A 25,771-nucleotide genomic window follows, 5' to 3' on the forward strand; every position below is an offset into this window, starting at 1 on the left:
TCCCTGGATTGGGCATAGTTACTTATGGGTAAGGGATAGGGTTGCTCATATGCGTCGCGCGAAGATCGTCTGTACACTCGGCCCCTCGGCCGGCTCTCACGAGCAGCTGTCCGCCCTCGTGGCCGCTGGCCTCGACATCGCCAGGCTCAACCTCTCGCACGGCGCCTACGCCGAGCACGAGGAACGATATTTCAACGTCAGGAAGGCCGCGGACGACGCGGGGCGCGCGGTGGGCGTGCTCGTCGACCTGCAGGGCCCGAAGATCCGGCTCGGCCGCTTCGCGGAGGGCCCGGTCGTCGTCGAGCGCGGCGACGAGTTCACCATCACCACCGAGGACGTCCCCGGTGACCAGAAGATCTGCTCCACCACCTACAAGGGCCTGGCCGGCGACTGCAAGGCCGGCGACCGGATCCTGATCGACGACGGCCGGGTGGCCATGGAGGTCGTCGAGGTCGACGGGCCGCGGGTCAAGTGCCGCACGGTCGAGGGCGGCAAGCTCTCCAACAACAAGGGGATCAACCTCCCCGGCGTCGCCGTCTCCGTCCCCGCGCTGAGCGAGAAGGACATCGCCGACCTGCGCTGGGCGCTCGGCGAGAACGAGGTCGGCCTGCGCGCCGACATGATCGCGCTCTCCTTCGTGCGCAGCGCCAAGGACATCGACGACGTGCACGCGGTGATGGACGAGGTCGGCGTGCGCCTGCCGGTCATCGCCAAGGTGGAGAAGCCGCAGGCGGTCGACAACCTCGACGAGATCGTCGACGCGTTCGACGGCATCATGGTCGCCCGCGGCGACCTCGGCGTCGAGATGCCGCTCGAGCAGGTCCCGCTGGTGCAGAAGAAGCTCATCACGATGTGCCGCCGGAACGCCAAGCCGGTCATCGTCGCCACCCAGATGCTCGACTCGATGATCAGCGCCAGCCGCCCCACCCGGGCCGAGGCCAGCGACGTCGCCAACGCCATCTTCGACGGCGCCGACGCGGTCATGCTGAGCGCCGAGACCAGTGTCGGCGACTACCCGGTCGAGACCGTCGAGACCATGGCCAAGATCATCTGCGCCGTGGAGGCGGAGGTCCTGGCCAAGGGCCTGCCGCAGGCGATCAGCAAGCCGCGCACCAAGGGCGGCGCCGTCGCCCGCGCCGCGGCGGAGATGGGCGACCACCTCTCCGCGAGCTTCCTGGTCGCCTTCACCAAGAGCGGCGACACCGCCCGCCGCCTCGCCCGGTACCGCAGCCCCATCCCGGTGCTGGCCTTCACCCCGGAGCCGATCGTCCGCAGCCAGCTGGCGCTGACCTGGGGCGTCGAGACCTTCATCGGCGAGGAGGTCGACAGCACCGACGCCATGGTCGTCCAGGTCGACCACGCCCTGCTCGAGCTCGGCCGCTGCAAGCCCGGCGAGCTCATCATCATCACCGCCGGCTCCCCGCCCGGAATCCCCGGCTCCACCAACGCCGTCCGCGTCCACCGCGTCGGCGACGCGGTCGGCGGCGCCGCCCCGGCCTACCGCAAGGCCGAGGCGCAGTAGGTAGGCGCAGTAGGCACGTGCAGGTGCGGTGCGTACGGTAGCCGGCCCCACCGGGCTGCCGAAGTACCGGAGTAGCCGTCCGTAGCAGCGACGCTCGGCGGGTGAGGCCCGGAAGCCTCGCCCGCCTTCGTCGTCTCCGGGCCGGTTCGCTCGTGGTCACAGGTCGCGGTACGGGGTCGGCGCACACGGGAGCGCTCGTCTCTTTCTGCAGGCAGTTGAACGGCATCACCGCCGGGATCGCGCGCTCACACTCGTCCATCAACCCGGGCCAAGCGTCCGCGCAGGCGATGACGAGAAAGTACACGCCCTTCTCTCGCATGGCGGCGCCGTCGCTGATGCGGCCGTCGCCCAAGTAAAGGCCGAGGAGATAGGAATACGCGTATTCATCGAAGCGCAGGAATCCGGGTTCGCAGTGCGGGCAGCGGGCGCGGCGCTTGCCGGGGAGGGTGCCGGATCGTCGGCGATCCTCGTGCTTCCAGGCGCCGATGGTGCCTGCGGGGATGCCGAGCACGCGCGCGACTTCGGCGTTGCGGACGCCTTCGCGCAGCATTGCGACGGCACGGGTTCGGGTTTCGAGAGAATGTGCGAACAGTGGCATGTGGCCGGCGTGAACGCGGGGTTCGGGTCCGCGCCATAATAACAATGCCTATTCACCTGAAGAGATGAATAGGCATGTGATATGTGCCCCGGGTGGGACTCGAACCCACACTGTATGGGTTTTGAATCCATCGCCTGCTGCCAATTGGGCTACCGGGGCCAATGCGGTTGACCTGGCGTTTGGCGCCATTTCCGCCGCGTCGGGAGCTCAAAACCTCGGGCCCGAGCATACCGCATCGCGGACCGGCCGTGCGTGGGGGTTTACCGGTCGTCTAGGCTGGTGGCCTACCGACAGTGACGAAGTCAGCAGCAAGAGGGGCCGAAGATGACCGCCGAGGACAGCAACCAGCCGCGCAAGCGCGTGGTGATCGCCGAGGACGAGGCGCTGATCCGCATGGACCTGGCCGAGATGCTGGCCGAGGAGGGGTACGAGGTCGTCGGGCAGGCCGGGGACGGGGCCGAGGCGGTCAAGCTCGCCACCGAGCTGCGCCCGGACCTGGTGATCCTGGACGTGAAGATGCCGGTGCTCGACGGGATCTCGGCGGCCGAGCAGATCGGGGAGGCGAAGATCGCCCCGGTGCTGATGCTCACCGCCTTCTCGCAGCGCGAGCTGGTGGAGCGGGCGCGGGACGCGGGGGCGATGGCCTACCTCGTCAAGCCGTTCTCCAAGGCCGACCTGGTGCCGGCGATCGAGATGGCGACCTCCCGCTACGACGAGCTGCGCGCGCTCGAGAGCGAGGTTGCGGACCTGCAGCAGCGCTTCGAGACGCGCAAGATCGTGGACCGTGCCAAGGGGCTGCTCCAGGCGCAGCTGGGGATGACCGAGCCGGCCGCGTTCCGGTGGATCCAGAAGACGTCGATGGACCGCCGCCTGACGATGCGCGAGGTCGCCCAGGCCGTCGTGGACGGGACCGCCCCGACCTCCGGCCAGTAGCCGCCGGCAGGCACTCTCCGGCCGCCCCCCGCTCTGAGCGGGTGGGCGGCCGTTGCCATGCGTACCTTGAGCATGCGTACCCTGAGTATCTGGCCAAACGCATTCCGTCAGCGAGTCCGGCATGGGCGGTTTTCTGCGCTATGCGGGAATTTCGGAGCCCGGAGGCGGAAACGGATTTCGCCGGGCCGATACGACAAACGGTCGTTCGCGGCTGGTGAAGGGCGTTTTCCACGGACCGTCAGATGACTCCGGCAAGATCAGGATTTGATCCACTTGCTGTGCGACCTGCGTGGATGCCGATGCCGCGGCAAGCACGGAGGTTTACCAAATCGCAGCACGGACAGACTTCTCACGATGCATACGAGTCTCTAGCATGAGCGGACATGTCGGCCGTACTTGACGGCCAGTAATACCCGATCCGTCGCCTGACGCGAGTGAAGGATTCCGAATGGCAGCAGAGACCGCTCCGGCCACCGCCGGGGTCAGCAATCATCTGAAGCGGAACGTAGGCCTGATCGGCCTGCTGTGGGCTTCGGAAACGTCGATCATCGGTTCGGGATGGCTTAAGGGAGCCGAGCGGGCACTGGTGACGGCCGGGCCCGCGGCGATCATCGCCTGGGGTATCGGCTCCGTCGCGATCATCATTCTGGCACTGGTGCACGCCGAGCTCGGCGGCATGTTCCCGGTCGCCGGCGGCTCCGCCCGGTTCGCCCACTACGCCTTCGGCGGCGCGGCGGGCGCGTCCTTCGGCTGGTTCGCCTGGCTGCAGGCGGCGTCGGTGGCGCCGATCGAGGTCGAGGCCACGCTGAGCTACACCGGCCACTACTCGTTCGCCTCGAACTGGACCACGGCCAGCGGCACGCTGCACGGCTGGGGCTACGTGGTCGCGATCCTGGCGATGGCCCTGTTCGTGGGCGTGAACTTCGTCGGCATCGGCGCCCTGTCGCGGATCAACAACGCGATCACCTGGTGGAAGATCGCGATCCCGCTCGCCACGATCCTGATCGTGGCCGTCACGCACTTCCACCCGTCCAACTTCACGGGTGGCAACGGCTTCATGCCGTCCGGCATCGAGGGCGTCTTCGCCGCCATCAGCGGCAGCGGCATCATCTTCTCGCTGCTCGGCTTCGAGCAGGCGATCCAGCTCGGCGGCGAGTCGTCCAACCCGAAGCGGGACATCCCGCTCGCGACGATCCTGTCGATCCTGATCGGCGCCGCGATCTACATCCTGCTGCAGGTGTTCTTCATCGGCGCGATCCCGGCCGCGAACATCCCGCACGTCTGGGCCGACCTGAACTTCCCGGGCATCTCCGGACCGTGGGCCGGCATCACGACGCTGGTCGGCCTCGGCTGGCTGGCGAAGGTCCTGTTCTTCGACGCCGTCGTCTCGCCGTTCGGCACGGGCATCATCTACACCACCGCGACCTCGCGCTACTCGATCGCGATGGACAAGAACGGCTACTGGCCCAAGGGCGCGGGCAAGCTGAACAAGAACGGCATTCCGTGGGTCGGCCTGATCCTGTCGTTCATCGTCGGCTGCGCGTGCTTCATCAACTACTCCAACTGGAACAACTTCGTCGGCTTCATCACCTCGGCGAGCGTGCTGATGTACGCGGGCGCGCCGCTGGCCTTCGGCGTGTTCCGCAGCAAGCTGCCGGAGTGGGAGCGGCCGTACCGGCTCTTCGCCGGCGGCGTGATGGCCCCGCTGGCCTTCGTGGTCGCGAACCTGGTCATCTTCTGGTCCGGCTGGCCGACGCTCGAGGGCCTCGGCCTGGCGATCCTCCTCGGCTACGTTGTCATCGTTGTCACCCAGGTGTTCAAGCTGAACCCGACCTCGCTGATCCTGGACCTGAAGGCCGCCTCCTGGCTGCCGGTCTACCTGGTCGGCATGGGCGTCATCTGCTGGATGAGCGACTTCGGCCCGGGCCACAGCTTCGCGTTCAAGACGCCGTGGATCCACGCCTGGTGGTCGGACATCCTCGTGGTGACCCTCTTCAGCCTGGCGATCTACTACTGGGCGCAGGCCGTGTCGCTGGCGCCGGACCGGCTGCGCGAGGCGATCGACTCCACGTCGGTCGAGGAACTGCCTTCGCACTGATCACCTTGATGTAAGAGCACGACCGTTCCTCCCGTTGCGGGACGGTATGGGCGGGGCCTCGGCGGCGCAGAGTCGCCGGGGCCCCGCTCTGCGTGTTCGCCGCCCCTTCCACTCCTGTGGTTTCCGTGATAGAAACGCGCCCGAGTCGCTGTGTTTTCTCTGGGGGATAGTCGTCTGTCGCGGGACGAAGGCAGGGTAGTTGATGCAAGGTCCGCCGTTGCCGGATACCACTTACTGGTCGGGGCACAAGGTGCTCGCACTGGCCGAGCAATACGAGCACGATGGCTTCGTCGCGGAGTCCTTCGAGCTTTATCGGCGTGCCGCGCACCTGGTGGCGACCACGCTCCCGGTGGACCGGGCGGCCGCCCTGCTGGGGCACATGATGGCTTCCGGGGCGGTCGGGCCCGCCGAGGAGATATTCCACGAAATGGTGGAGACGTGCGGCCCCCACCCTTCTTCGACGGCCTATGCCGCCAGTGCTCTGATGACAGCCCACGTTCCGGACTTGGCCTATTACTTCCTCGACGCCGTACTCGCGAAATACCAGAGTTCTGAAGGGGAGTTGGAGTCTCTCGCGGCTTATCTGAACGCCGGCCGGCGTTCCGAGTTGGCCGTGTACGCGTTCACCGCGGCCGCCCGGAACAAGCCGGTGGCGACGGTGCTGCGTTACAGTGCCCTGCTGCGCAAGCGCGGACATTCGAACTCTGCGGTCGACCTGCTGGTGTCGGTCGCCGCGGGCCGTCCGGACGACGCGGCGGAGCTGCTGACGGCGCTGCGCAGGGCGGGCCGCGAGCGCGAGGTGGAGCCGGTCCTCGCGGGCATGGCGGCGACCGGGGACGCGGCGTGCGCGGCGCTGCTGAACGCCCTGCAGGGCCAGGGCGGGGCCGAGGAGATCGCGGTCCTGATCCGCCTGCTGTCGGTACGGCCGTTCGCGAACCTCGCCGCGATCGCCGGCGCGGTGACCTCGGCGGAGGTCGCGCAGCAGCTGGTGCCCGCGCTGCTGGCCTGCTCGGAGCAGGAGCAGGCGGCCTACTTCCTGTCCGAGCAGGCCGAGCTGTCCTCCGCGCAGCGCGGCCGGCTCGCGGCGCTGCTGGTCTCCGCGGCGCCCGCGCAGTGCCCGGACGCCGTGCTGTCCTGGTACGCGGGCTGGGTCGATCCGGCGGGCCTGGTGTGGCTCTCCGAGCAGTTGACGGAGGCGGGGATGCCGCTGGAGCCGATGCTCGGCGCCGCGGCGGGGCGCCGGGACTTCGAGCCGCTGCGCGAGGCGCTGCACCGGCTGGGCAGCCACCAGCTGGCCTACCGGCTCGCCGGAATGCGCTCCGAATTCGGGCTCTGACGGCGTTCTAACGGCTTTCGGGGCGCCTCGGGGACCGCACCTAGGGGACTCATCCCCCGGGGGGAGGCCGGGCGGATGACTCGGTCCGCGGGATGAGTCGCGGAAATCGATCCCGCAGGCGATTCGCTTCGAGTTCTGCGACGGCATCGTGGAGAGCGTCGCAGAACGCTCGATGAGTGAGGCCGCCGTGATGATCCGATTCCTGTCCCGACAGCGCGAGACCCAGCTGCTCGCGGGATGCGCCGTGCTGCTGGTGCCGTGGATCGTGGTGCTGGCCCTGACGCTGCCCGCGCACACGGTGGCGCGCAACTGGTCCGTCGCTTGGTCCGGCTTCGACGTGCTGCTGGCGATCATGCTCGGCGCGACCGCCTGGCTCCGCCGCACGGGGGATCCGCGGGTGGGGGCGCTGGCGGGGGCGAGCGCGGCGATGCTCGTGGTGGACGCCTGGTTCGACACCTCCACCTCCGCGATCGGCATCGACGCCGCGATGGCCTGGGCGAGCGCCGTCTTCGTGGAGCTGCCGCTGGCCTTCGTCTGCGCCCGGATCGCGCTGCGCAGGCAGCGCTGAGGTCCGTACTGTCCGACTGTCGGTGGCGCCAGTTACATTGGTGCTGCGCGGACGTTTCGGGTTCCGCACATTCGGGCTGGAAGAGGGTTGGCGGATGACTCGGCGGGCGTGGCTGCTGTTCGCGGCGATGGGGGTTATCTGGGGCATCCCCTACCTGATGATCAAGGTCGTGGTGGACGCCGGCGTGTCGCCGGGCTTCCTGGTCTTCGCGCGGACCGCGATCGGCGCGCTGCTGCTGCTGCCGGTCGCGATACATCAGGGCGCGGTGCGCCCGGCCCTCGCGCACTGGAAGCCGGTGCTGGCGTTCGCCGCGATCGAGCTCGGCTTCACCTGGTATCTGCTGAACTCGGCGGAGGAGAAGCTGAACAGCAGCGTCGTCGCGCTGCTGATCGCGATGGTCCCGCTGATCGGCACGCTCATCGCCTGGCGTCTCGGCGACCGCTCGGTGCTGCGGCCGGCGCGCCTCGGCGGCTTGGCGGTCGGGCTCGGCGGCGTCGGTGTCGTGGTCGGCGCGAACCTGACCTCGGGCGGTACGCCGGTGTGGGCGATCGGCGCCGTCGTGCTGACCTCGATCGGCTACGCGGTCGCGCCGATGATCGCGGACCGCAAGCTGGCCGGTGTGCCCGGGATCGGCGTCACGGCGGTCGCACTCAGCGTCGTCGCACTGGCCTACCTGCCCTTCGGCGTACTCGACGCTCCCGCGCACCTGCCGAAGTTCAACGTGCTCGCCTCGATGTTAGGGCTGGGCGTGATCTGCACCGCGCTGGCGTTCGTCTGCTTCTTCGAGCTGATCGCCGAGGCGGGCGCGGTGCGCGCGACGGTGATCACGTACGTGAATCCGGCCGTCGCGCTGCTGTGCGGCGTCGCGGTGCTCGGCGAGAAGCTGACGGCCGGTATCGCCGTCGGCTTCCCGCTCGTGCTGATCGGCAGCTACCTCGCGACCCGCCGGGACCGGCCGGTCCCGCTGGCCGAGCCCGCCCCGGTGGAGGAGGTCAGCTCTCCGGCGTGATGATCATGCAGGTGATCCGCGAGGTGCACACGCGGCGGCCGTCCTCGTCCGTGACGACGACCTCGTAGGTCGCCGTGCGCCGGCCGAGGTGCAGCGGCCGCGCGATGCCGGTGACCCGGCCGGAGACTGCGGCCCGGTGGTGGGTGGCGTTGATGTCCACGCCGACGATGAGCTTGTCCGGTCCCGCGTGCAGCGCGGCGCCGATCGAGCCGAGCGTCTCGGCGAGGGCCACCGAGGCGCCGCCGTGCAGCAGTCCGGCGGGCTGCCGGTTCCCGTCCACGGGCATCGTCGCGACCAGCCGCTGGGCGTCGAATTCGACGAATTCGATGCCGAGCCGCTTCGAGAGCTGGCCGCCGCCGTCGTGCACGGCCTCGTACAGCTTCTCGAATCCGGCGGGCAGTGTCGGGTCGCCCATGGAGACTCCTTTCGGCGGTCACGTCTGTCGGGCCCGAAGATGTCGGTGCCTGCGCCTAGGATTCAAGCATGGCGACAAGCGTGCAGCCCGCCGGGGCCGACAGCGACGACAAGACCCGCGGGCGGAAACTGCTCCTGCTGGACGGGCATTCCATGGCTTTCCGGGCGTTCTACGCGCTGCCGGCGGAGAAGTTCACGGTGGCCGGCGGGGACCAGTCGACGAACGCGGTGTACGGATTCACGTCGATGCTCGCGAACGTGGTGCGGGACGAGGCCCCGACCCACCTCGCGGTGTGCTTCGACGTGTCCCGCTCGGCGCTCAGGCGCACGGCGCTCTACCCGGAGTACAAGGCGCAGCGGGCCGCCGCGCCGGACCAGTTCCGCGGCCAGATCGACCTGATCGCGGAGCTGATGGAGGCGCTGCGGGTCCCGGTGTTCCGCAAGGAGGGCGCCGAGGCGGACGATCTGATCGCCACCCTCGCCACCCAGGCCGCAGCCGAGGGCTACGAGGTCGCGATCGTCACCGGCGACCGGGACGCGCTGCAGCTGGTGACCGACCGGGTGACGGTGCTCTACCCGAAGAAGGGCGTCGGCGACCTGACCAGGTTCACGCCCGAGGCGGTGGAGGAGAAGTACGCGCTGACCCCGCAGCAGTACCCGGATTTCGCGGCGCTGCGCGGGGACCCGTCGGACAACCTGCCGTCCGTGCCGGGCGTGGGGGAGAAGACGGCGGCGAAGTGGATCCGCGAGTACGGCTCGCTGGAGGCGCTGCTGGCGGCCGTGGACGAGGTCAAGGGGAAGGTGGGCGAGAGCCTGCGCGCGAACGTGGAGGCGGTGCGGCTCAACCGCGAGCTGACCGAGCTGGACCGCGGCGTGGAGCTGGATCGCGGCCCGGGCGACCTGGTGCGGGTCGACGGGGACGCGGAGGCGGTGGACCGGCTGTTCGAGACGCTCCAGTTCCGGGTGCTGCGCCCGCGGGTGGGCGAGGTCTTCGGGCTCACGGCCGGCGCGGCCGAGGGCGCCGCGGTGGTCGCCCCGACGGATCAGAGCGTGGATATCGTCGGGCAGCGGCTGGCGACCGGTCAGGTCGCGGGCTGGCTCGCCGAGCACGCGGCCGGGACGGAGCCGCTGGGCGTGGCGCTGCGGGGCAGCTGGGGCCGGGGGACCGGCGACGTGACCGCGCTGGCGCTGGCGGCCGCCGGCGGCCCGGCCGCGTGGCTGAATCCGACCGAGCTCGATCCGGCGGACGAGAACGCGCTGCGCGCCTGGCTGGGCGACGCCGACAGGCCGAAGGTGCTGCACGACGCGAAGGGCCCGCTGCTCGCGCTCGACGCGCGCGGTCTCGAGCTCAAGGGCCTGGCCGGGGACACGGCGCTGGCCGGCTACCTGGTCAACCCGGGGCAGCGCGGCGTCGAGCTGGCCGATCTGGCCAGGCGGTTCCTGCACCGCGAGCTGGGCGCGGCCGAGGAGCCCTCGGGCCAGCTCTCGCTGGACTCGCTCGCCGAGGAGGCGGACGGCGCCAGAGCGGCCGATCAGCTGATGGCCGAGGCCCGCGCGATCCTCGACCTCGGCGCGGTGCTCGTGGCGAAGCTCGCCGAGATCGGCGAGGACCGGCTGCTGGCGGAGGTGGAGCTGCCGCTCGTCGGCCTGCTGGCCCGGATGGAGCGGCGCGGCATCGCGGCCGACCGGGACTACCTCGGCGAGCTCGAGGGCATGTTCGCGGCGGACGTGAAGCACGCGATCGAGGAGGCGCACTCGGCGGTCGGCACGCAGTTCAACCTCGGCTCGCCGAAGCAGCTGCAGGAGGTGCTGTTCGACCAGCTGGCGCTGCCGACCAAGGGCATCAAGAAGACCAAGACCGGCTACACCACCGACGCCGACGCATTGCAGTCGCTGGTGGAGAAGGCGAGCACCGACCAGCAGCGCGCCGCGCTGGCGGCGATCCTGCGGCACCGCGACGTGAGCCGGCTGCGCAGCACGGTCGAGGGCCTGATCAAGACCGTCGGCGAGGACGGCCGGATCCACTCCACCTTCAACCAGATGATCGCGGCGACGGGCCGGCTCTCCTCGACCGACCCGAACCTGCAGAACATCCCGGTGCGCACGGACGAGGGCCGGCGCATCCGGAAGGCGTTCGTCGCCGGTCCCGGCTACGACTCGCTGCTGACCGCCGACTACAGCCAGATCGAGATGCGCGTGATGGCGCACCTGTCCGGGGACGAGGCGCTGATCGAGGCGTTCAACTCCGGCGAGGACCTGCACTCCTCGGTGGCCGCGCGGGTCTTCGGCGTGTCGCCGAAGCAGGTGACCCCGGAGCTGCGCCGCCGGGTCAAGGCGGTGTCCTACGGCCTCGCCTACGGCCAGTCCGCCTACGGCCTGGCGAACGGCCTGGGGATCTCGAACGCCGAGGCGACGAAGATCATGGAGGACTACTTCGCGCGCTTCGGCGGCGTGCGCGACTACCTCCACCAGGTGGTCGACGAGGCGCGGCGGACCGGCTACACCGAGACGCTGCTCGGCCGGCGCCGGTACTTCCCCGACCTGACGTCGACGAACGTGCCGCGGCGTCAGATGGCCGAGCGGATGGCGCTGAACGCGCCGATCCAGGGTTCGGCCGCGGATATCATCAAGGTGGCCATGCTCCGGGTGGAGGCCGCGCTGGCCGCGGCCGAGCTGAAGTCCCGGCTGCTGCTGCAGGTGCACGACGAACTCGTCCTCGAGCTCGTGGACGCCGAGCGCGAGCAGGTCGAGCGGCTCGTCCGCGCGGAGATGGCCGGTGCTTACGAGCTACGCGTCCCCCTGGACGTGTCCGTGGGCGTCGGCGGCGATTGGCGTTCGGCGGGTCACTGACCGAGCATGCGCGGTGACGCGCCCGGCAGGCGTGCGACCGGCGGTGAACCGCCGTGTCACAGGTCTGTCACCGACTTACCCGGCGTTCATGAGGGGACTATAGGGTGACTCCGCAGAGCAGACCAGGAGAGCAGGTGACCATGGAGTCCACGGCGGTACCGGCGGCGGGAGATCCCGCGACGACCCCGATGTCCAAGGAGCAGCGCGAGCAGTTCGATCGCGACGGCTACCTCGTCATCCCGAACGCGCTGAGCGCCGAGGAGGTGGCGCACTACACCGAGGTCATCGACCGGATCTACGCCGAGGAGCAGGCGAAGCAGGCGCTCTCGCCCGAGGGCGCGATGCACGTGCTCTCCGCGGTGCACCGCAGCCAGGAGGTGGCCCCGCTGCTGGACCACCCGACGACCTTCCCGCTCGTCTGGTCGATCCTCGGCTGGAACGTGCACGTCTACCACTCGCACCTCGACGTGCACCCGAAGATCACCGTGCCGAAGCCCTACCGCTTCGAGTGGCACCAGGACGGCGGCCGGCAGAACCGCGAGCTCGAGACCGACCCGCGTCCGCGCATCTCGGTGAAGCTCGCCTACTGGCTCTCCGACGTCTCCGTCGCGGGCCGCGGCAACTTCAAGGTCGTGCCGGGCAGCCACCTGCAGAACTGGATCGAGGGCCCGCCGCGCCGCGACGTCGAGTGGCCGGAGCCGGAGGGCGCGATCGAGGTCTGCGCCAACCCGGGCGACGCCGTGTTCTTCGACCGGCGGATCTGGCACACCCGGACGAACAACTACTCGGACGTGACGCGCAAGGCGATGTTCTTCGCGTACACGCTGCGCTGGATCGCGATCCGCGACGAGGTCGAGGAAGTTCGCGCGCGCCCCGAGTTCGCGTCGCTGAACCCGGTGCAGCGCCAGCTGCTCGGCGAGTCGCTGCACCAGCCGCGCCCGGGCCACACCATGGGCGACCACCAGTGGGGCCACTACCCGGAGACCACTCCGCTGCACGGCTTCCTGAAGGAGAACGACCTGTTCGACAACACGTGGCCGCCGCTGAAGCCGTAGCGTCCACCTCGGGCGACGTGAAACGGCCCGCACGCTCTCGTGAGCGTGCGGGCCGTTTTCCGCGGTGCTAGAGCTCGATCTTGAGCGGTACGGCGGTGGCCGCGACGACCTGCTCCTCGGTGACGCCCGGCGCGAGCTCGCGCAGCACCAGGCCGCCGGGCTCGACGTCGATCACCGCGAGGTCGGTGATGATCCGGTGCACGACGTGCTTGCCGGTCAGCGGCAGCGAGCAGGACTCGACGATCTTGGGCTCGCCGTCCTTGGCGGTGTGCTCCATCAGCACGATCACGCGCTTGGCCCCGTGCACGAGGTCCATCGCGCCGCCCATGCCCTTGACCATCTTGCCGGGGATCATCCAGTTGGCCAGATCCCCGTCCTTCGAGACCTGCATGGCGCCGAGCACGGCGACGTCGATCTTGCCGCCCCGGATCATCGCGAAGGAGGCCGCGGAGTCGAACAGCGCCGCGCCGGGCAGCAGCGTCACCGTCTCCTTGCCCGCGTTGATCATGTCCGGGTCCTCGTCCCCGTCGAAGGGGTACGGCCCGGTGCCGAGGATGCCGTTCTCGGACTGGAGCACCACGTGCACGCCGTCGGGCACGTGGTTCGGAATCAGCGTAGGCAGGCCGATGCCGAGATTCACGTATTGGCCGTCGGCGAGTTCCCGCGCGGCGCGCGCGGCCATCTGGTTGCGGTCGAGCGGCATGGTCTTCAGGCCCCCACTTCCGTGCGCGGACGTACGGTACGCCGCTCGATGCGCTTCTCGGCGACCGTGGCCTCGACGACCCGGTGCACGTGGACGCCCGGCAGGTGCACCGCGCTCGGCGGGATCTCGCCCGGTTCGACGATGCGCTCGGCCTCCAGGACGCAGGTGCGGCCGGCCATCGCGGCGAGCGGGTTGAAGTTCATCGCGGAGCCGTTGAACACCGCGTTGCCGTGCCGGTCCGCGATCGCGGCCCGGACGAGCGCGAAGTCGGTGACGATGGCCTGCTCGAGGATGTACTCGCGGCCGTTGAACGTGCGCACCTCCTTCTCCGGCGAGGCGAGGGCCACGGTGCCGTCCGCGTGGTACTTCCACGGCAGCCCGCCCTCGGCCACCTGCGTGCCCACGCCGGTCGCGGTGTAGAAGGCGGGAATGCCGGCGCCGCCCGCGCGCAGCCGCTCGGCGAGGGTGCCCTGCGGCGTCAGCTCGACCTCCAGTTCGCCGTGCAGGTACTGCCGCGCGAACTCCTTGTTCTCGCCGACGTAGCTGCTGGTCATCCGGGAGATCTGGCCGGACTCGAGCAGCAGGCCGAGGCCCCATCCGTCCACGCCGCAGTTGTTGGACACCACGCGCAGGTCTCGTGAACCCTTGGCGAGGAGCGCGGCGATCAGCGTGGAGGGGATCCCGCAGAGTCCGAACCCGCCGACGGCGATCGTGGCGCCGTCCGGGATGTCGGCCACGGCGTCCGCCGCGGCCACCACCTTGTCCATAGGTATCTGACTTCCTTGTCGATGCCATGTCGATGTGTTGTCGAGGACGCCGTAGCCGACGGTCGCTCTCCCTGAACTGTAGTCTCGCGCGTCCCCCGCGGGTGATCAGATGTCCCGTGCGCACACGAGGGCGGGTCGGATTGTGTACGCGGCTCACATGGGTGCGCGGCGGCGCAGTTCCTAGGGTCTGCTTCATCCACCGATCGGGCCGCCGCCGCGGCCCGGTCCCGTGCCCTCCGGAAGCAGGTACCGCAATGACGCGTTCCGTACCGCACCCTTCCCGGCCCCAGCGCGCGCTGGCCGCCGTGGCCCTCGCCGCTGCCACCGGGCTCGTCGCCGCGGCGTGCGCCTCGCCGACGAGCGCCGCCTCGCCGGCCGCGGCGAGCGGATCGGCTACTGTCAAGATCGGCATCATCACCGCCGAATCAGGGCCCTATGCGCCCTACGGTGAGGAATACCTGGCCGGCCTCAAGGCGGGCCTGGACTATCTGAGCCACGGCACCGGCGTGATCGACGGCCGCAAGGTGCAGCTCGTGATCGACGACGACGCGGACAGCCCGGCGACGGCCGTCAACGACGCCAAGGACCTGATCGGCCAGGGCGTGACGCTCATCGGCGGCACGGTGGACTCGGCGATCGCGCTGCAGGTGGCGGCCGTGGCCGCGCAGAACAAGGTGCTGTACATCGCCGGCCCGGCCGCCGTGGACCAGCTCGACAACCTGAACCGGTACACCTTCCGCTCCGGCCGCGAGTCGTATCAGGACATCGCGACGGCCGGCAGCTTCGTCGGGGATCTGACGGGCAAGAAGGTCGTCGTGCTCGCGCAGGACAGCGAGTTCGGCACCGCGAACGCGACCGGCGTGAAGGCCGTGCTCGGCGCGAAGGGCGCGTCGGTCTCCAGCGTGCTGGTGCCGCTGTCGGCGACCGACTTCACGCCGTTCACCGCGAAGATCCTCGCCGCGAAGCCGGACCTGCTGTTCGTGGCGTGGGCCGGCACCAACGCCAACGCGCTCTGGACCGCGCTCAACCAGCAGGGCGTGCTGGGCGCGACGCAGGTCGTCACCGGTCTCGCCAACGTCGCGACCTACCCTGCGACCGGACCGGCGGGCTCGAAGATCACGTTCCTCGCGCACTACTTCCCCGGCGCCGGCGCCGGCAACGCCTACGAGACGGCGATGACCTCGGCCGTGAAGGCCGCGGGCGGCCAGGTCGACCTGTTCACTCCGGACGGCTTCACCGCGATGCAGATGTTCGCGCACGCCTTCGAGGCCTCGACCGGCGACGTGAACGCGCAGATCAAGGCCCTGGAAGGCTGGTCGTTCGCGGGCGTCGAGGGCACCTACACCGTCCGTGCCGCCGACCACGCGCTGCTGCAGCCGGAGTTCGAGGCGAAGCTGACGGGGTCCGGGACGACGTGGACGCCGCAGCTGGTCAAGGCCGTCGCGCCGGACCAGATCGCGCCGCCGCTGCCGAGCACCCCGGCCTGGTCCACCTCGTGACGACTCTCCGACCGGAGACCGCCGCCGCCCTCTCGCTGACCGGAATCGGTTGGCGGGTGGGCGGCCGCACGGTGCTCGAGGACATCGATCTCGCCGTCCGCGACGGCGAGCTGCTGGCCGTGATCGGGCCGAACGGCGCGGGGAAGACCTCGCTGTTCAACCTGGTCACCGGTCTGACCCGGTCGAGCGCTGGCCGCATCGAGCTGCACGGGCGCGACGTGACCACGCTGCCCGCGCACCGCCGCGTGCGCCACGGCCTCGGCCGAACCTTCCAAACCTCCAGCGTGCTGCCCGGAATGACGGTCGCCCAGAACGCCGAACTGGCCGCACAGGCGGCGATCAGCGGACCGTACGGCAGCCTCAAGCCGTGGAGCCGCATCGGTGCGCGGGCCCGAGCCACGGCGGCCGAGGCCCTGGAACGCACTCGCCTGTCCGCCGACGCCACCCGCCGCGCGGGATCCCTCTCGCACGGCGGGAAGCGCAAGCTCGAGCTCGCGATCCTGCTCGCCGGCCAGGCGTCGCGTCCGCAGCAGATCCTGCTGCTCGACGAGCCGATGGCCGGCATGGCGGTCGAGGAGGTGCCCGAACTGACGGCGCTGATCCGGGAGATCCACGCCTCGGGCGCCACGATCCTCATGGTGGAACACCACATGGAAGTCGTGCTGGGACTGGCGGAGCGAATCGCGGTGCTGCATCACGGCGCGCTGCTCGCGTGCGACGTGCCGTCCCTCATCACCGAGAACCCGACCGTGCGCGAGGCCTACCTCGGGGAGCCACTATGAGTCTGCTTGAGATAGCCGACCTCCGAGTTTCGCTCGGCGGCAGCGCGATCCTGCACGGCGTCACGTTCGACGTCGCCGCCTCGGGCGTCACCGCGCTGCTCGGCCGCAACGGTGTCGGCAAGACGACGACCGCGAAGGCGATCCTCGGGCTGTACGCGTCGGCCGGCTCCATCCGCTTCGACGGGCGCGAACTGATCGGCCTGCCCACGTACGCCGTCGCGCGCCTCGGTATCGGCTACGTGCCCGAGGACCGGGGCGTGTTCTCGGCGCTGACCGTCGCGGAGAACATGCGGCTCGCCGAACCGCGTGACCGGGCCACGGCCGCGTACGACTACGTGTACGAGCTCTTCCCCGTGCTCAAGCACCGTGCCGCGCAGTCCGCGGGGACGCTCTCCGGCGGCGAGCAGCAGATGCTCGCGATCGGCCGGATCCTGTTGCGCCCCAACCGGCTGCTGGTCGTGGACGAGCCGACGAAGGGCTTGTCGCCGAAGGTCGCCGCTGAAGTCGCGCACGCGCTCAAGGAGGTGGCGCGGACAGTGCCGATCCTGCTGATCGAGCAGAACCTAGGCGTCGTGCGCACGATGGCGGGCCGCTCGGTCGTGCTCGACACCGGCCGCGTCGCTCATCGCGGCGAGACGCGCGACCTGCTCGCGAATCCGGTGCTCACCAACCAGCTTCTCGGCGTCTCGACCGCGAACGGAGTGAGCTCATGACGACGCTCGTCCTGCTCACGGCGACCGGACTCGGACTCGCCGCGCTCTACTTCCTCGTCGCGTCCGGCCTCTCGCTGATCTTCGGCCTGATGGACGTGCTCAACTTCGCGCACGGCGCGTTCGTCTCGATCGGCGGCTACGTCGGCTGGACCGTCGCCGACCATCTCTCCGGCACGTTCGGCCTCGTCGGCTCCCTGCTCGCGGGAATCGCCGCCGGCGCCGCGGTCGCCGCGGCGACCGAACTCGCCGTCATCAGACCGCTGTATGGTCGCCCGCTCGACCAGGTGCTGGCCACGGTCGGCCTCGGCCTCGCGATTCCGGCGCTGCTGCAGGCGATCTGGGGTGCCGACTCGCGCACGTGGCTCCTGCCCGGCTGGCTCGCCGGGACGGTGAACGTGGCCGGGGCGCACGTGCCGACCGTGCGTTTCCTGCTGATCGGAATCGCCGTCGCGCTGCTCATCGCTCTTCGGCTGCTGCTCGGCCGCACGCGCGCCGGACTGATCGTGCGCGCGGGCGTCGAGGACCGCGAGATGGTCACCGCGCTCGGCATCGACGTGCGCCGCGCGAACAGCGCGGTCTTCGCGCTCGGCGGCGCAGCGGCCGGCCTGGCCGGCGTCCTCTACGGCCTGTATCAGGGCTCGGTGTCACCGGGCGACGGCACCTCGCTGCTCGTGTTCGCGTTCGTGGTCGTCGTCCTCGGCGGCGCCGGCTCGATCACCGGAACCGCCGTCGCCGCGATCGCCGTCGGCCTCGTCCAGCAGTACGCCGACTACGCGTCGGCCAGCCTCGGCGACGAATCCGTTGTCATCCTGCTCGCGGCGGTACTCCTGCTGCGCCGCCGCAACCTGCAAGGGAGGCCCGCGTGACCCGCGCACGTTTCTCAGCGCCGCCGGTACGTTATCGGCGCATCTGGCGAAACAACTGGCTTCGCGCCCTCATCGTCTTCGCCGTCCTGTACTTCCTGCCGTACTCGACGATCTCCATCCCCGGAGTCTTCGACGGCCCCCTCGACGCGCCCGGCGTGCTGCAACTGCTCGCCGTCTGTCTCGTGTTCGCGGGCCTCGCCGTCAGCTACGACCTGCTGTTTGGCCACACCGGCGTGATGTCCTTCGGCCACGGCATGTTCGTGACCGCCGGCATGTACGTGACCACGATCCTGGTGAACCACGCGGGCTACGCGCTGTTCACGTCGGCAGCGCTGGCGCTCGCGGTCACGCTCATCGCATCGCTGCTCCTCGGCGCCGTGGCACTCCGCGTCGGCGGGATCGGCTTCGCGATGGTGACGCTCGCATTCGGCCAGGCCGTATCGATCCTCGTCATCTCCGGATCGCCACAGCTCACCGGAGGCGAGCAGGGCCAGACGCTGAACAGCTCGGCGGTCCCCGCCGCGCTCGACGGCGTGCGCAACACCGCGAACCTGTACTGGATCGCGCTGGCATACCTCGTTCTGTGCGCCGCCGCGGTCTGGGGCCTGACCGCCTCGACGCCCGGCCGCGTCATGCGCGCCATCCACGAGAACGAACGCCGCGTCGAGGTGCTCGGCCTCAACCCGTACCTGTTCAAGCTGCTCGCGTTCATCGTCTCGGGGCTGCTGGCGGCGGGTGGTGGAATCGTCTACTTACTGCTCCTCGGTGGCGCCACCCCTACCGTATCGACCTCGAATTTCACCCTGAGCCTCTTGGTGATGGTCGTGCTCGGCGGCGCGGGCAGACGCTGGGGCGCGATCGTCGGCGGACTCGTCTACGGCTACGCGAGCCAGTCCCTCACGCGTGTTTCCGGTTCCTCCGCCATCGCGGGGCTGCCCGGAATCCTCCGCGGACCGCTGGAACAGCCGCTTTTTCTCCTCGGCGCGGCGTTCGTGCTCATCGTGTTCTTCGCCCCCGGCGGTTTGGCCGGGCGCCTCGCGGCGAAGACGACTACTACGGGTATCAAGGAGGGCTGAGATCGTATGACGGCGACCTGGCTGGATTACACCGAGTCAAGCATCCCGGTGCCCGGCGGCGACCTCAGCGTGCTGCGCTGGCGCGCCACCGGCCCGGGCGACGAGCCCGCAGCGACGGCGAGCCGGGCCTCGCACCCGGCACCGCCCCCCGGCACGCCCCAGCCGCAGTCGCACCCCCCGATCCTGCTCGTCCACGGGATCACCGGCAACGCGCTGGCCTGGGCCGGAGTAGCCGAAGCCGTCGCCGGCCGCGCCGAACTCATCGCCGTGGACCTGCGCGGCCGGGCCGGCTCGCGGGAGATCCAAGGCCCCTGGGGCATCGACCAGAACGCCGCCGACCTGATGGACGTCCTCGACGCACTGCACATCGACGAAGCAGTCCTCGCAGGTCACTCCCTCGGCGCGTTCGTCGCGGCGGAAGCGGCGGCGACGTACCCCAAACGCGTCACCCGCCTCGTCGCCGTCGACGGCGGCCTGGGCTTCCCCCTCCCCGACGGCTCCGACGCCGACGCCATCCTCGAAGCCGTCGTGGGCCCGGCGGTGAAGAAGCTCTCCATGACCTTCGCCGACCCCGAGGCCTACCTCGACTTCCACCGCGCCCACCCCGCCTTCGCCGACAACTGGACCCCTCAGCTCACCGCCTACCTGGTCCGCGACACCCGCCTGCTCCCCACCGGCGAGGCCGTCAGTTCCTGCCGCGAAGACGCCATCCGCAGCGACGGCAAGCAGGTGCTGCTGGAAGACCGCATCCGCACCAATATCACCGCCCTCACCTGTGACGTCGACTTCCTCTACGCCGCCCGCGGCCTCCTCGACGAGCCCCAGGCCCTCTACGACCCGGGGCGCCTCGCCCTCGCCGGCTTGGACCGCACCCCGGCCCGCATCGAGTTCGTCCCCGACACCAATCACTACACAATCCTCGCTCCGGGCGCCGGCGCCGAGGCGGTGGCGAGGGCGCTGCTGCGGTAGGCGCTGGGTTGCCAGGCGGCTCGATGCCGTTGGTCCGAACTCAGGCTTGGACGCGGTGAAAAGCCATGGCGACGTCCGTGCCGGTCCGGTGAGGATGGGCGGCATGGAATCTGAGCGGGTGGAGGTCGTCGTCGCGCATCGTGATTGCGCGACGCTGCGTGTCGGGGACGTATTCCTGAAGGTCGACGGCCATCAGGCGCGTTCGGACATCGAAGTGGAGGCCATGGCCTTGGCGCCGGTGCCTACGCCGGAGGTGTTGTGGCGTAGGCCGCCTGTCCTGGCGCTTGCGGCTGCTCGGGGCACCGCGCTGGGGCGGCTGGGGGAGCCGTCGACGGCTTCCGCTGCGGCGTGGAGGGCCACTGGGGCTGCGGTGCGTAGGTTGCATGAGGCTCGGCTGCCGCCTTGGCCAGGGCGGACGGTTGACGGCCTAGCGGCGGAGCTTGAGCGCGAGTGCGACGCGTTGGTCGCGGACGGGGTACTGCCTGCCGACCTCGTCGCGTGCAATAGGCGGATCGCTGAGCTTGCGCTGCGGCCGTGGAGGCCGGTGTTCGTGCACGGAGATCTGCAGATCACGCATGTGTTCGTCCAGGGTGACGAGGTCACCGGGATCATCGACTGGACTGAGGCTGCGCACGGGGACGCGCATGCCGACATCGCCTCGTTGACGCTGGGGCATGAGGAGCGGCTCGACGACGTCGTCGCTGGTTACGGCGACGACGCGGGCCTAGACGTCGACGTGATTCGTGCCTGGTGGTCGTTGCGGAGCTTGCTGGCGATCCGGTGGTTGGCGGAGCACGGGTTCGATCCTGCGGCGCCGGGATGTGAAGTTGATGTGCTTCGGGCGCGGATGCGCGAGGCACGGGCCATACATGGCAGCTAGCGCAGTCGATGTAGGCGGAGCGCTAGTTGCAGTTCCAGGGCGCGGTCTGGGGACTGCCACTCGGGGCCGAGCAGCTTGGCTATGCGGTCCAGACGTTGGGTGACGGTGTTGACGTGGACGTGCAGGATGTCCTTGGCGCGCATGAGGTTTCCGCCGCAGGCGAAGTAGGCCTCCAGGGTGCGCAGCAGGTCGGTGGAGCGTCTCGCGTCGTAGTCGATGACGGGACCTAGCGTGCTCTCGACGAAGCCGGGGACCTGGCCGCCGCCCAGCAGCAGGCCGACGTATCCCAGGTCAGCCGCGCTGGCGGCGTCGCCGATGCGGCCTAGGGCCAGCAGGGCGCTGAGGCAGTGTTCTGCTTCGGCGAAGAGTTGCGCGGGCTTGAGGGGGCCGTGGCCGGGGCCCGCGGCTCCGGCGGTCACGGGGCGCTGGATGGCGGCGTGGAGTTGGTGGACTACGTCGCGGGCGATGGCGGTCGGGTCTGTGCCGGGGAGCAGCAGGACGATGGTGCCCGCGCGTTCGCCGGCCAGGCCGTGCTTCGTCGCGGCGAGGTGTGCGGCGGCGGACGTCAGGCGCCTGCGATCGGCGTCTTCGGCGCGGGCTACGACGATGACGTGTGCGGCGTCGAGGTCGGCGTTCAGACGGCGGGCCCGTTCGCGCAGCGCGGCGGAGTCCGGGTCGGGGCGGTCGGCTGCGTCTAAGAGGTCTGTCAGGAGTTCGCCGCGCACCTGGTACTCGGCGTCGCGGACCGAGCGCTCGGTGAGCAGTCTGAGGGCGGTGACCATCGCGGCTCGTTCGAGGATGCGCTGGTCGGAGGGGTCGAGGCTGGCGTCCGCGCGCACGGCGAGGGTGCCGAGGCGTTCGCCGCCGGCCTGGACCGCCGCTATCCACAGGTGCTGGCGTGCGGCGAAGACCGCCTTGCCGGTTCGCTCGGACTCCACGACGGCCGCCTGGACTTCGGGCGTGTTCGCGTCGGCCGCGGAGCCCTGCAGCACCTGGCCCTGGGCGTCCAGCAGGCAGACCGCGCCGCCGAGGATCTCGCTGACGGAGTCCGCCAGCTCGCACAGGCCCGCGCCCCGCAGCAGCAGGCTGGTCAGCGCTTCGTGCGCCTCCGCCGCGCGCTCGACGGCCACGCTGTGTTCGCGGATGACGCGGCTTGCCTCGGCGAGTTCGGCGAGTGCGGCCTTCGTCTCAGCGAGCTGATTCGCGGATTCGATGGCGATGGCGGCGTGGGTCGCGAGCGAACTGAGGAGCGCGACTTCGTCGCGGGTGTACGGCCTGACCTTGCGGTCTGAGGCGAACAGCACGCCGATGACCTCGCCGCCCGCCAGCAATGGAACGCCGAGGATGGCGACCAGGCCCTCGTCGTGCACGGCGCTGTCGATGGGCCGCGTGTGCCGGAAGCGGTCGTCGTTGAAATAGTCGGCGGTCGCGTAGGGGGACGCGGTCTGCGCGACGAGGCCGCCGAGGCCTTCGCCCATCCCGAGGCGCACGCGCTGGAACTCGGCCGAGACCGAGCCGGCGGTCACGCGCATGTACGTGTCGCCGGCCTTCTCGTCGTGCAGCGAGAGGTAGGCGACGTCGGTGCCGAGCAGCTTGCGGGCGCGCAGGACGATGGCGCGCAGCACGTCGTCGAGGTCGCGAAGTCCTGCCAGGTCGCCCGCCGTCTCGAAGAGAGCGGCGAGTTCGTTCTCGCGCCTGCGCTGGTCCCTGATCGTCGTGCGCACGCGCAGGGCGAGGGCGCGTGCCTGTTCCAGGGCCGCGATGCGTTCCGGCGACGCGCCGGCCTGGCGGGCGAAGCGGACCGGCTCGTCGTATTCGACGGCGGGCGCGTCGCGGGCCAGCAGCGACAGGAAGACGATGTCGTCGACGGCTACTGAGCTGTCCATGCGCCATCCATCGTCAGTGAGGCGCCGTTGATGAACGCCGCGGCCGGCGAGCAGAGGTAGAGCACCAATTCGGCAACCTGTCCGGGTTCGATCAGCTGCTTCGTCGCCGAGCGTGCCAGCAGCACCTGTTCCACGACCTCCTGCTCCGGAATTCCGTGCGCCGCAGCCTGATCCGCGATCTGCTTCTCCACCAGCGGCGTGCGCACATAGCCGGGGTTGACGCAGTTCGATGTGACGCCGTGCGGGCCGCCCTCCACGGCCGCCACCTTCGACAGCCCCTCCAGCGCGTGCTTCGCGGTCACGTAACCGGCCTTGAACGCCGACGCGCGCAGGCCGTGCACCGAGGACACGTTCACGATCCTGCCCCAGTTCTGGGCGTACATGTGCGGCAGAGCGGCGCGCATCAGCTGGAACGGCGCCTCGACCATCACCGCGAGCATCTGGTGGAAGGTGGCCGGCGGGAACTCCTCCAGCGGACGCACCACCTGGAAGCCCGCGTTGTTGACGAGGATGTCCGCGTCGTCGGCCACCCGGATGCCGCCGTGCGGATCCGTCAGGTCCACGACGTGAGCCTCGCCGCCGATCGCCGCCGCGACCTCGTTCGCGCGTTCCGCGTCGAGGTCGAGCACCCGCACCTTCGCCCCGGCCTCGGCCAACACCGTCGCGCACGCCCGGCCGATCCCGCTCGCCGCACCCGTCACCACCGCTGTGCGGCCCTGCAGGTCGACGCTATCCACGCTCCTCGTCATGGGTTCGACCGTAAAGCCACGACCGGGGGTAGCGCATGTGGTCCGGCCACATACGTCGGTCGAAGATCATGTGGCCGGCAGGCACTCGGCCTTCCGCAGCTGAAGGCCCGACTCGTGCTTGGACCGCGCGGCCAGCAGCAGGCCGCCGGCCGCCGTCGCCGTGGCGATGACCGCCGCGACGGAGATCAGCTGCACCGGATCGTGGTGCGCCACCGTCATGATGGTCGCTAGCTCCGTGCCGGTGCCGCACAGCACCAGCCATCCGACCGCCGCCGAGCCACGTGCCACGGCGTCGAGCTGGGCGAGCTGTACGAGCGACTGCATCGCTCCCGCGTATGCGAAGATCCACGCCACCTTGCTCAACTCGAAGGCCGAGCCGTCCGTGTAGTGCTCCCCGAACGCGAAGTCGATCAAGGGACCGGCGGAGAGCGCGGAGACGACGATCACGAACGCGCCGATCGCCACCGAGGCCGCGACGCCCGCGCGCAACGCTTTCTTGCGCGTTTCCGGCACGGCGAGCCTCGGATAGACCAGAATTCCGATGAACTGCGGGCCGAAGTAGCCCGCCCGAGTGAACAGCGCTCCCGCCTGGTAGCTGCCGAGCGTTGGGCCACTGTAGTAATGCGCGGAAAGAAGGCCGTCGAGCAGCGAAAGCAGCAGGGCGACGCCCATGCCCCACGAGGCCCTGCGCAACTCCAGCAGGTAGCCGTCACCGCGAATCAGGGTCCTCACCGTGACCGTGTCGCGCAGAACGTGGTGGCAGACGGCGCAGGCCGGGAACCACGACAGCGCCACCGCGGCCATCACCAGCGTCGGGTTCTCGAGCGTTCGGCCGACGATCACTCCGGCGGCCAGCTTCATGCCGTAGACCAGGATGAACAGCATGGTGAAGTCGCGGAAGCGGCTCGCTCCCTGGGACAGGCCGAAGTAGCCGGAGATCACCGAGAACGGGAGCAGCGAGACCGCGGTCCACGCCACCTGCGCGGTGGAGATCGCGGGCAAGGCGGCGGAGATCACGGGGGAGAGCAGTACGAACGCCACTGCCTCGCCGAGGCCGACGACCACCGACCAGCGCAGCAGCGGGCCGGCTATGGCGTGCACGCGGTCGCCGGCCCTGCCGCCGTCCTGCGCCTTCGCGGCCGCGATCCGGCGCGCGGTCACGGCCTGCAGGGACGTCGCCGGGATCGACGCGATCAGGAACAGCGCCAGCAGCGTGCCGATCTGGCCGTAGTCGGCGGATCCGAGCCGGTGGGAGAGGTAGAAGCTGAATCCGTACGACAACGCGTTGCCGGCGAGCATGCCGACCGCGACGGTCGCGCTGTCGGCGAGCAGCTTCCTGGCCATGGCGCCTGACTCTAGACGGCGGTGCCGAGGCTCACCATTCGCCGCACCGGACGCCAGGTGAACCGGAACCGACTTCCGGACCGCGCAAGCCGTCGGTCACCCGGGCGACTGCGCGCCCGTCTTCCGGGTGACGAAGATGGCGGTGCCGGGTACGAGCCGGCCGCGCTGCGCGGACCAGCCGCCGCCCCAGCGGTCGCCGAGCTCCTCCGGGTACTCCGGCTCGACCAGGTCGCGCACGGCGAGCCCGGCGGCCGTCAGCTCCCTGATCCGGTCGCCCAGCGTGCGGTGGTGCTCGACGTACGTGGCCTCGCCGTCCTCGTCCTGCTCCACGTAGGGGCGCCGGTCGAAGTACGAGTGCCGCACCACCAGCCCCTCCGCGTCCGGCAGGTCGGGCAGCGCCCAGCGCAGCGGATGCGGCACCGAGAACACCCAGCCGCCTCCCGGGCGCAGTACCCGCGCGACCTCGCGCATCAGCAGTCCCGAGTCGCTGACGAACGGCACCGCGCCGAACGCCGAGCACACGACGTCGAAGGATGCGTCGGCGAAGGGCAGGGCGGTCGCGTCGGCCTGGACCAGCCGCAGCGCGGGCCGGTCCAACTGCGCGTCGATCCGCCGCGCGTGCTGCAGTTGCCGCAACGAGAGGTCGAAGGCCACGACGCGCGCCCCCTGGCCGGCCAGCCAGCGCGCGCACTGCGCAGCGCCGCAGCCGACTTCCAGCACGTCACGACCGGAGACCTCGCCGAGCAGTCCGGCCTCGTCCTCGTAGACCCCCTCGGGGCACCACAGGAAGCGCGCGTCGCCGAGGTACTCGCCGTGTTCTGCCTGGTAGTCGTCGGCGTTCGCGTCCCACCACGAGCGATTCGCGCGAGCGGTCTCCGGCTGCGCGGACTCGCGGCGCGTGACGAGGTCCACAGAAGCGGCGTCGTCCCAGTCCGCGGGCGGCTGCTCGGGCGAATGCCCGCCGCCGCCCCTCGACTCAGCGTCCTGCACCCCATATCCTTTCGTGACCCGTGTGCCGGTCCCGCCGAGCGCACGCCGCTGGCGTGCGCGATTGACCATGGCTGCGAGCAGAGCCTATCCTGGCTTTTGCGCTGCGGAACCCGTGTGGTTTCAGACCGAGGGAACCGCACCGACTGAACCGCTGTTCTCGCACC

The 25,771-nt window shown here is 70.2% G+C and carries 22 protein-coding genes and 1 tRNA gene; 15 read left to right on the plus strand and 8 right to left on the minus strand.

Annotated features, from left to right (window positions below):
- Positions 1 to 49: 49 nt before the first annotated feature.
- On the plus strand, positions 50 to 1,522 hold the full coding sequence (gene pyk, locus KDK95_RS02540; RefSeq protein WP_212516331.1) for a pyruvate kinase: 1,473 nt from the start codon (positions 50 to 52) through the stop codon (positions 1,520 to 1,522).
- 682 nt (positions 1,523 to 2,204) lie between these two features.
- Here pyk and KDK95_RS02545 read toward each other — a convergent pair.
- Positions 2,205 to 2,279: transfer RNA gene (locus KDK95_RS02545), tRNA-Leu, on the minus strand.
- Positions 2,280 to 2,444: 165 nt separating this feature from the next.
- Here KDK95_RS02545 and KDK95_RS02550 point away from each other — a divergent pair.
- From KDK95_RS02550 to KDK95_RS02570, 5 genes are all read left to right on the plus strand, one after another.
- On the plus strand, positions 2,445 to 3,053 hold the full coding sequence (locus KDK95_RS02550) for an ANTAR domain-containing response regulator (RefSeq protein ID WP_212516332.1): 609 nt from the start codon (positions 2,445 to 2,447) through the stop codon (positions 3,051 to 3,053).
- Between the two features lie 448 nt (positions 3,054 to 3,501).
- A complete protein-coding gene (locus KDK95_RS02555) occupies positions 3,502 to 5,151 on the plus strand; it encodes an APC family permease (RefSeq protein WP_212516333.1) in 1,650 nt (549 codons plus the stop codon).
- Between the two features lie 217 nt (positions 5,152 to 5,368).
- Positions 5,369 to 6,487 (plus strand): hypothetical protein, encoded by a 1,119-nt coding sequence (locus tag KDK95_RS02560; RefSeq protein ID WP_212516334.1) that lies wholly within the window; start codon positions 5,369 to 5,371, stop codon positions 6,485 to 6,487.
- Between the two features lie 172 nt (positions 6,488 to 6,659).
- Positions 6,660 to 7,055, plus strand: a complete 396-nt coding sequence (locus KDK95_RS02565; RefSeq protein ID WP_212516335.1) for a hypothetical protein — start codon at positions 6,660 to 6,662, stop codon at positions 7,053 to 7,055.
- Positions 7,056 to 7,149: 94 nt separating this feature from the next.
- The gene (locus KDK95_RS02570) at positions 7,150 to 8,064 is read left to right on the plus strand and encodes a DMT family transporter (protein ID WP_212516336.1); all 915 of its coding nucleotides are present in this window, start codon (positions 7,150 to 7,152) and stop codon (positions 8,062 to 8,064) included.
- On the opposite strand, the gene KDK95_RS02575 is transcribed toward KDK95_RS02570, so the two are convergent.
- Entirely contained in the window at positions 8,048 to 8,479 is a 432-nt protein-coding gene (locus tag KDK95_RS02575; protein ID WP_212516337.1) for a hotdog fold thioesterase, read from the minus strand. The genes KDK95_RS02570 and KDK95_RS02575 overlap by 17 nt on opposite strands.
- Positions 8,480 to 8,547: 68 nt before the next feature.
- On the opposite strand from KDK95_RS02575, the gene polA reads away from it, so the two are divergent.
- Positions 8,548 to 11,328 carry a DNA polymerase I gene (gene polA, locus KDK95_RS02580; RefSeq protein WP_212516338.1) on the plus strand — a complete coding sequence of 927 codons (2,781 nt, stop codon included), beginning with the start codon at positions 8,548 to 8,550 and terminating at the stop codon, positions 11,326 to 11,328.
- Between the two features lie 140 nt (positions 11,329 to 11,468).
- Positions 11,469 to 12,383 carry a phytanoyl-CoA dioxygenase family protein gene (locus tag KDK95_RS02585; protein WP_249160103.1) on the plus strand — a complete coding sequence of 305 codons (915 nt, stop codon included), beginning with the start codon at positions 11,469 to 11,471 and terminating at the stop codon, positions 12,381 to 12,383.
- A gap of 67 nt (positions 12,384 to 12,450) precedes the next feature.
- Here KDK95_RS02585 and KDK95_RS02590 read toward each other — a convergent pair whose 3' ends face one another.
- On the minus strand, positions 12,451 to 13,086 hold the full coding sequence (locus KDK95_RS02590) for a CoA transferase subunit B (protein WP_212516340.1): 636 nt from the start codon (positions 13,084 to 13,086) through the stop codon (positions 12,451 to 12,453).
- Between the two features lie 5 nt (positions 13,087 to 13,091).
- Positions 13,092 to 13,853, minus strand: coding sequence for a CoA transferase subunit A (locus KDK95_RS02595; protein ID WP_212516341.1), 762 nt, complete (start codon positions 13,851 to 13,853; stop codon positions 13,092 to 13,094).
- Positions 13,854 to 14,107: 254 nt separating this feature from the next.
- On the opposite strand from KDK95_RS02595, the gene KDK95_RS02600 reads away from it, so the two are divergent.
- The 7 genes from KDK95_RS02600 to KDK95_RS02630 all read left to right on the plus strand — a co-directional run bounded on the left by KDK95_RS02600 (position 14,108) and on the right by KDK95_RS02630 (position 20,638).
- Positions 14,108 to 15,352 carry a substrate-binding domain-containing protein gene (locus KDK95_RS02600; protein ID WP_212516342.1) on the plus strand — a complete coding sequence of 415 codons (1,245 nt, stop codon included), beginning with the start codon at positions 14,108 to 14,110 and terminating at the stop codon, positions 15,350 to 15,352.
- Positions 15,349 to 16,134: an ABC transporter ATP-binding protein gene (locus KDK95_RS02605; protein WP_307844093.1), complete on the plus strand. Its 786-nt coding sequence runs from the start codon at positions 15,349 to 15,351 to the stop codon at positions 16,132 to 16,134. Before KDK95_RS02600 ends, KDK95_RS02605 begins: the two co-directional genes overlap by 4 nt.
- A complete protein-coding gene (locus KDK95_RS02610; RefSeq protein WP_212516343.1) occupies positions 16,131 to 16,847 on the plus strand; it encodes an ABC transporter ATP-binding protein in 717 nt (238 codons plus the stop codon). Before KDK95_RS02605 ends, KDK95_RS02610 begins: the two co-directional genes overlap by 4 nt.
- Positions 16,844 to 17,713, plus strand: a complete 870-nt coding sequence (locus KDK95_RS02615; protein ID WP_212516344.1) for a branched-chain amino acid ABC transporter permease — start codon at positions 16,844 to 16,846, stop codon at positions 17,711 to 17,713. Before KDK95_RS02610 ends, KDK95_RS02615 begins: the two co-directional genes overlap by 4 nt.
- The gene (locus KDK95_RS02620) at positions 17,710 to 18,789 is read left to right on the plus strand and encodes a branched-chain amino acid ABC transporter permease (protein WP_212516345.1); all 1,080 of its coding nucleotides are present in this window, start codon (positions 17,710 to 17,712) and stop codon (positions 18,787 to 18,789) included. Before KDK95_RS02615 ends, KDK95_RS02620 begins: the two co-directional genes overlap by 4 nt.
- Positions 18,790 to 18,795: 6 nt before the next feature.
- Positions 18,796 to 19,758 (plus strand): alpha/beta fold hydrolase, encoded by a 963-nt coding sequence (locus KDK95_RS02625; RefSeq protein ID WP_212516346.1) that lies wholly within the window; start codon positions 18,796 to 18,798, stop codon positions 19,756 to 19,758.
- 103 nt (positions 19,759 to 19,861) lie between these two features.
- A complete protein-coding gene (locus KDK95_RS02630) occupies positions 19,862 to 20,638 on the plus strand; it encodes an aminoglycoside phosphotransferase family protein (RefSeq protein ID WP_249160090.1) in 777 nt (258 codons plus the stop codon).
- Here KDK95_RS02630 and KDK95_RS02635 read toward each other — a convergent pair.
- From KDK95_RS02635 to KDK95_RS02650, 4 genes are all read right to left on the minus strand, one after another.
- On the minus strand, positions 20,635 to 22,524 hold the full coding sequence (locus KDK95_RS02635) for a helix-turn-helix domain-containing protein (RefSeq protein WP_212516347.1): 1,890 nt from the start codon (positions 22,522 to 22,524) through the stop codon (positions 20,635 to 20,637). The two genes, KDK95_RS02630 and KDK95_RS02635, sit on opposite strands and share 4 nt — an antisense overlap.
- A complete protein-coding gene (locus KDK95_RS02640) occupies positions 22,509 to 23,273 on the minus strand; it encodes a 3-hydroxybutyrate dehydrogenase (RefSeq protein WP_212516348.1) in 765 nt (254 codons plus the stop codon). The genes KDK95_RS02635 and KDK95_RS02640 overlap by 16 nt, the downstream gene beginning before the upstream one ends.
- 66 nt (positions 23,274 to 23,339) lie before the next feature.
- Positions 23,340 to 24,617: an MATE family efflux transporter gene (locus KDK95_RS02645; RefSeq protein ID WP_212516349.1), complete on the minus strand. Its 1,278-nt coding sequence runs from the start codon at positions 24,615 to 24,617 to the stop codon at positions 23,340 to 23,342.
- Between the two features lie 96 nt (positions 24,618 to 24,713).
- Entirely contained in the window at positions 24,714 to 25,607 is an 894-nt protein-coding gene (locus KDK95_RS02650) for a class I SAM-dependent methyltransferase (protein WP_307844095.1), read from the minus strand.
- Positions 25,608 to 25,771 lie beyond the last annotated feature (164 nt).

Source organism: Actinospica acidithermotolerans, from assembly GCF_018139625.1.
Taxonomy (GTDB): Bacteria; Actinomycetota; Actinomycetes; order Streptomycetales; family Catenulisporaceae; genus Actinospica; species Actinospica acidithermotolerans.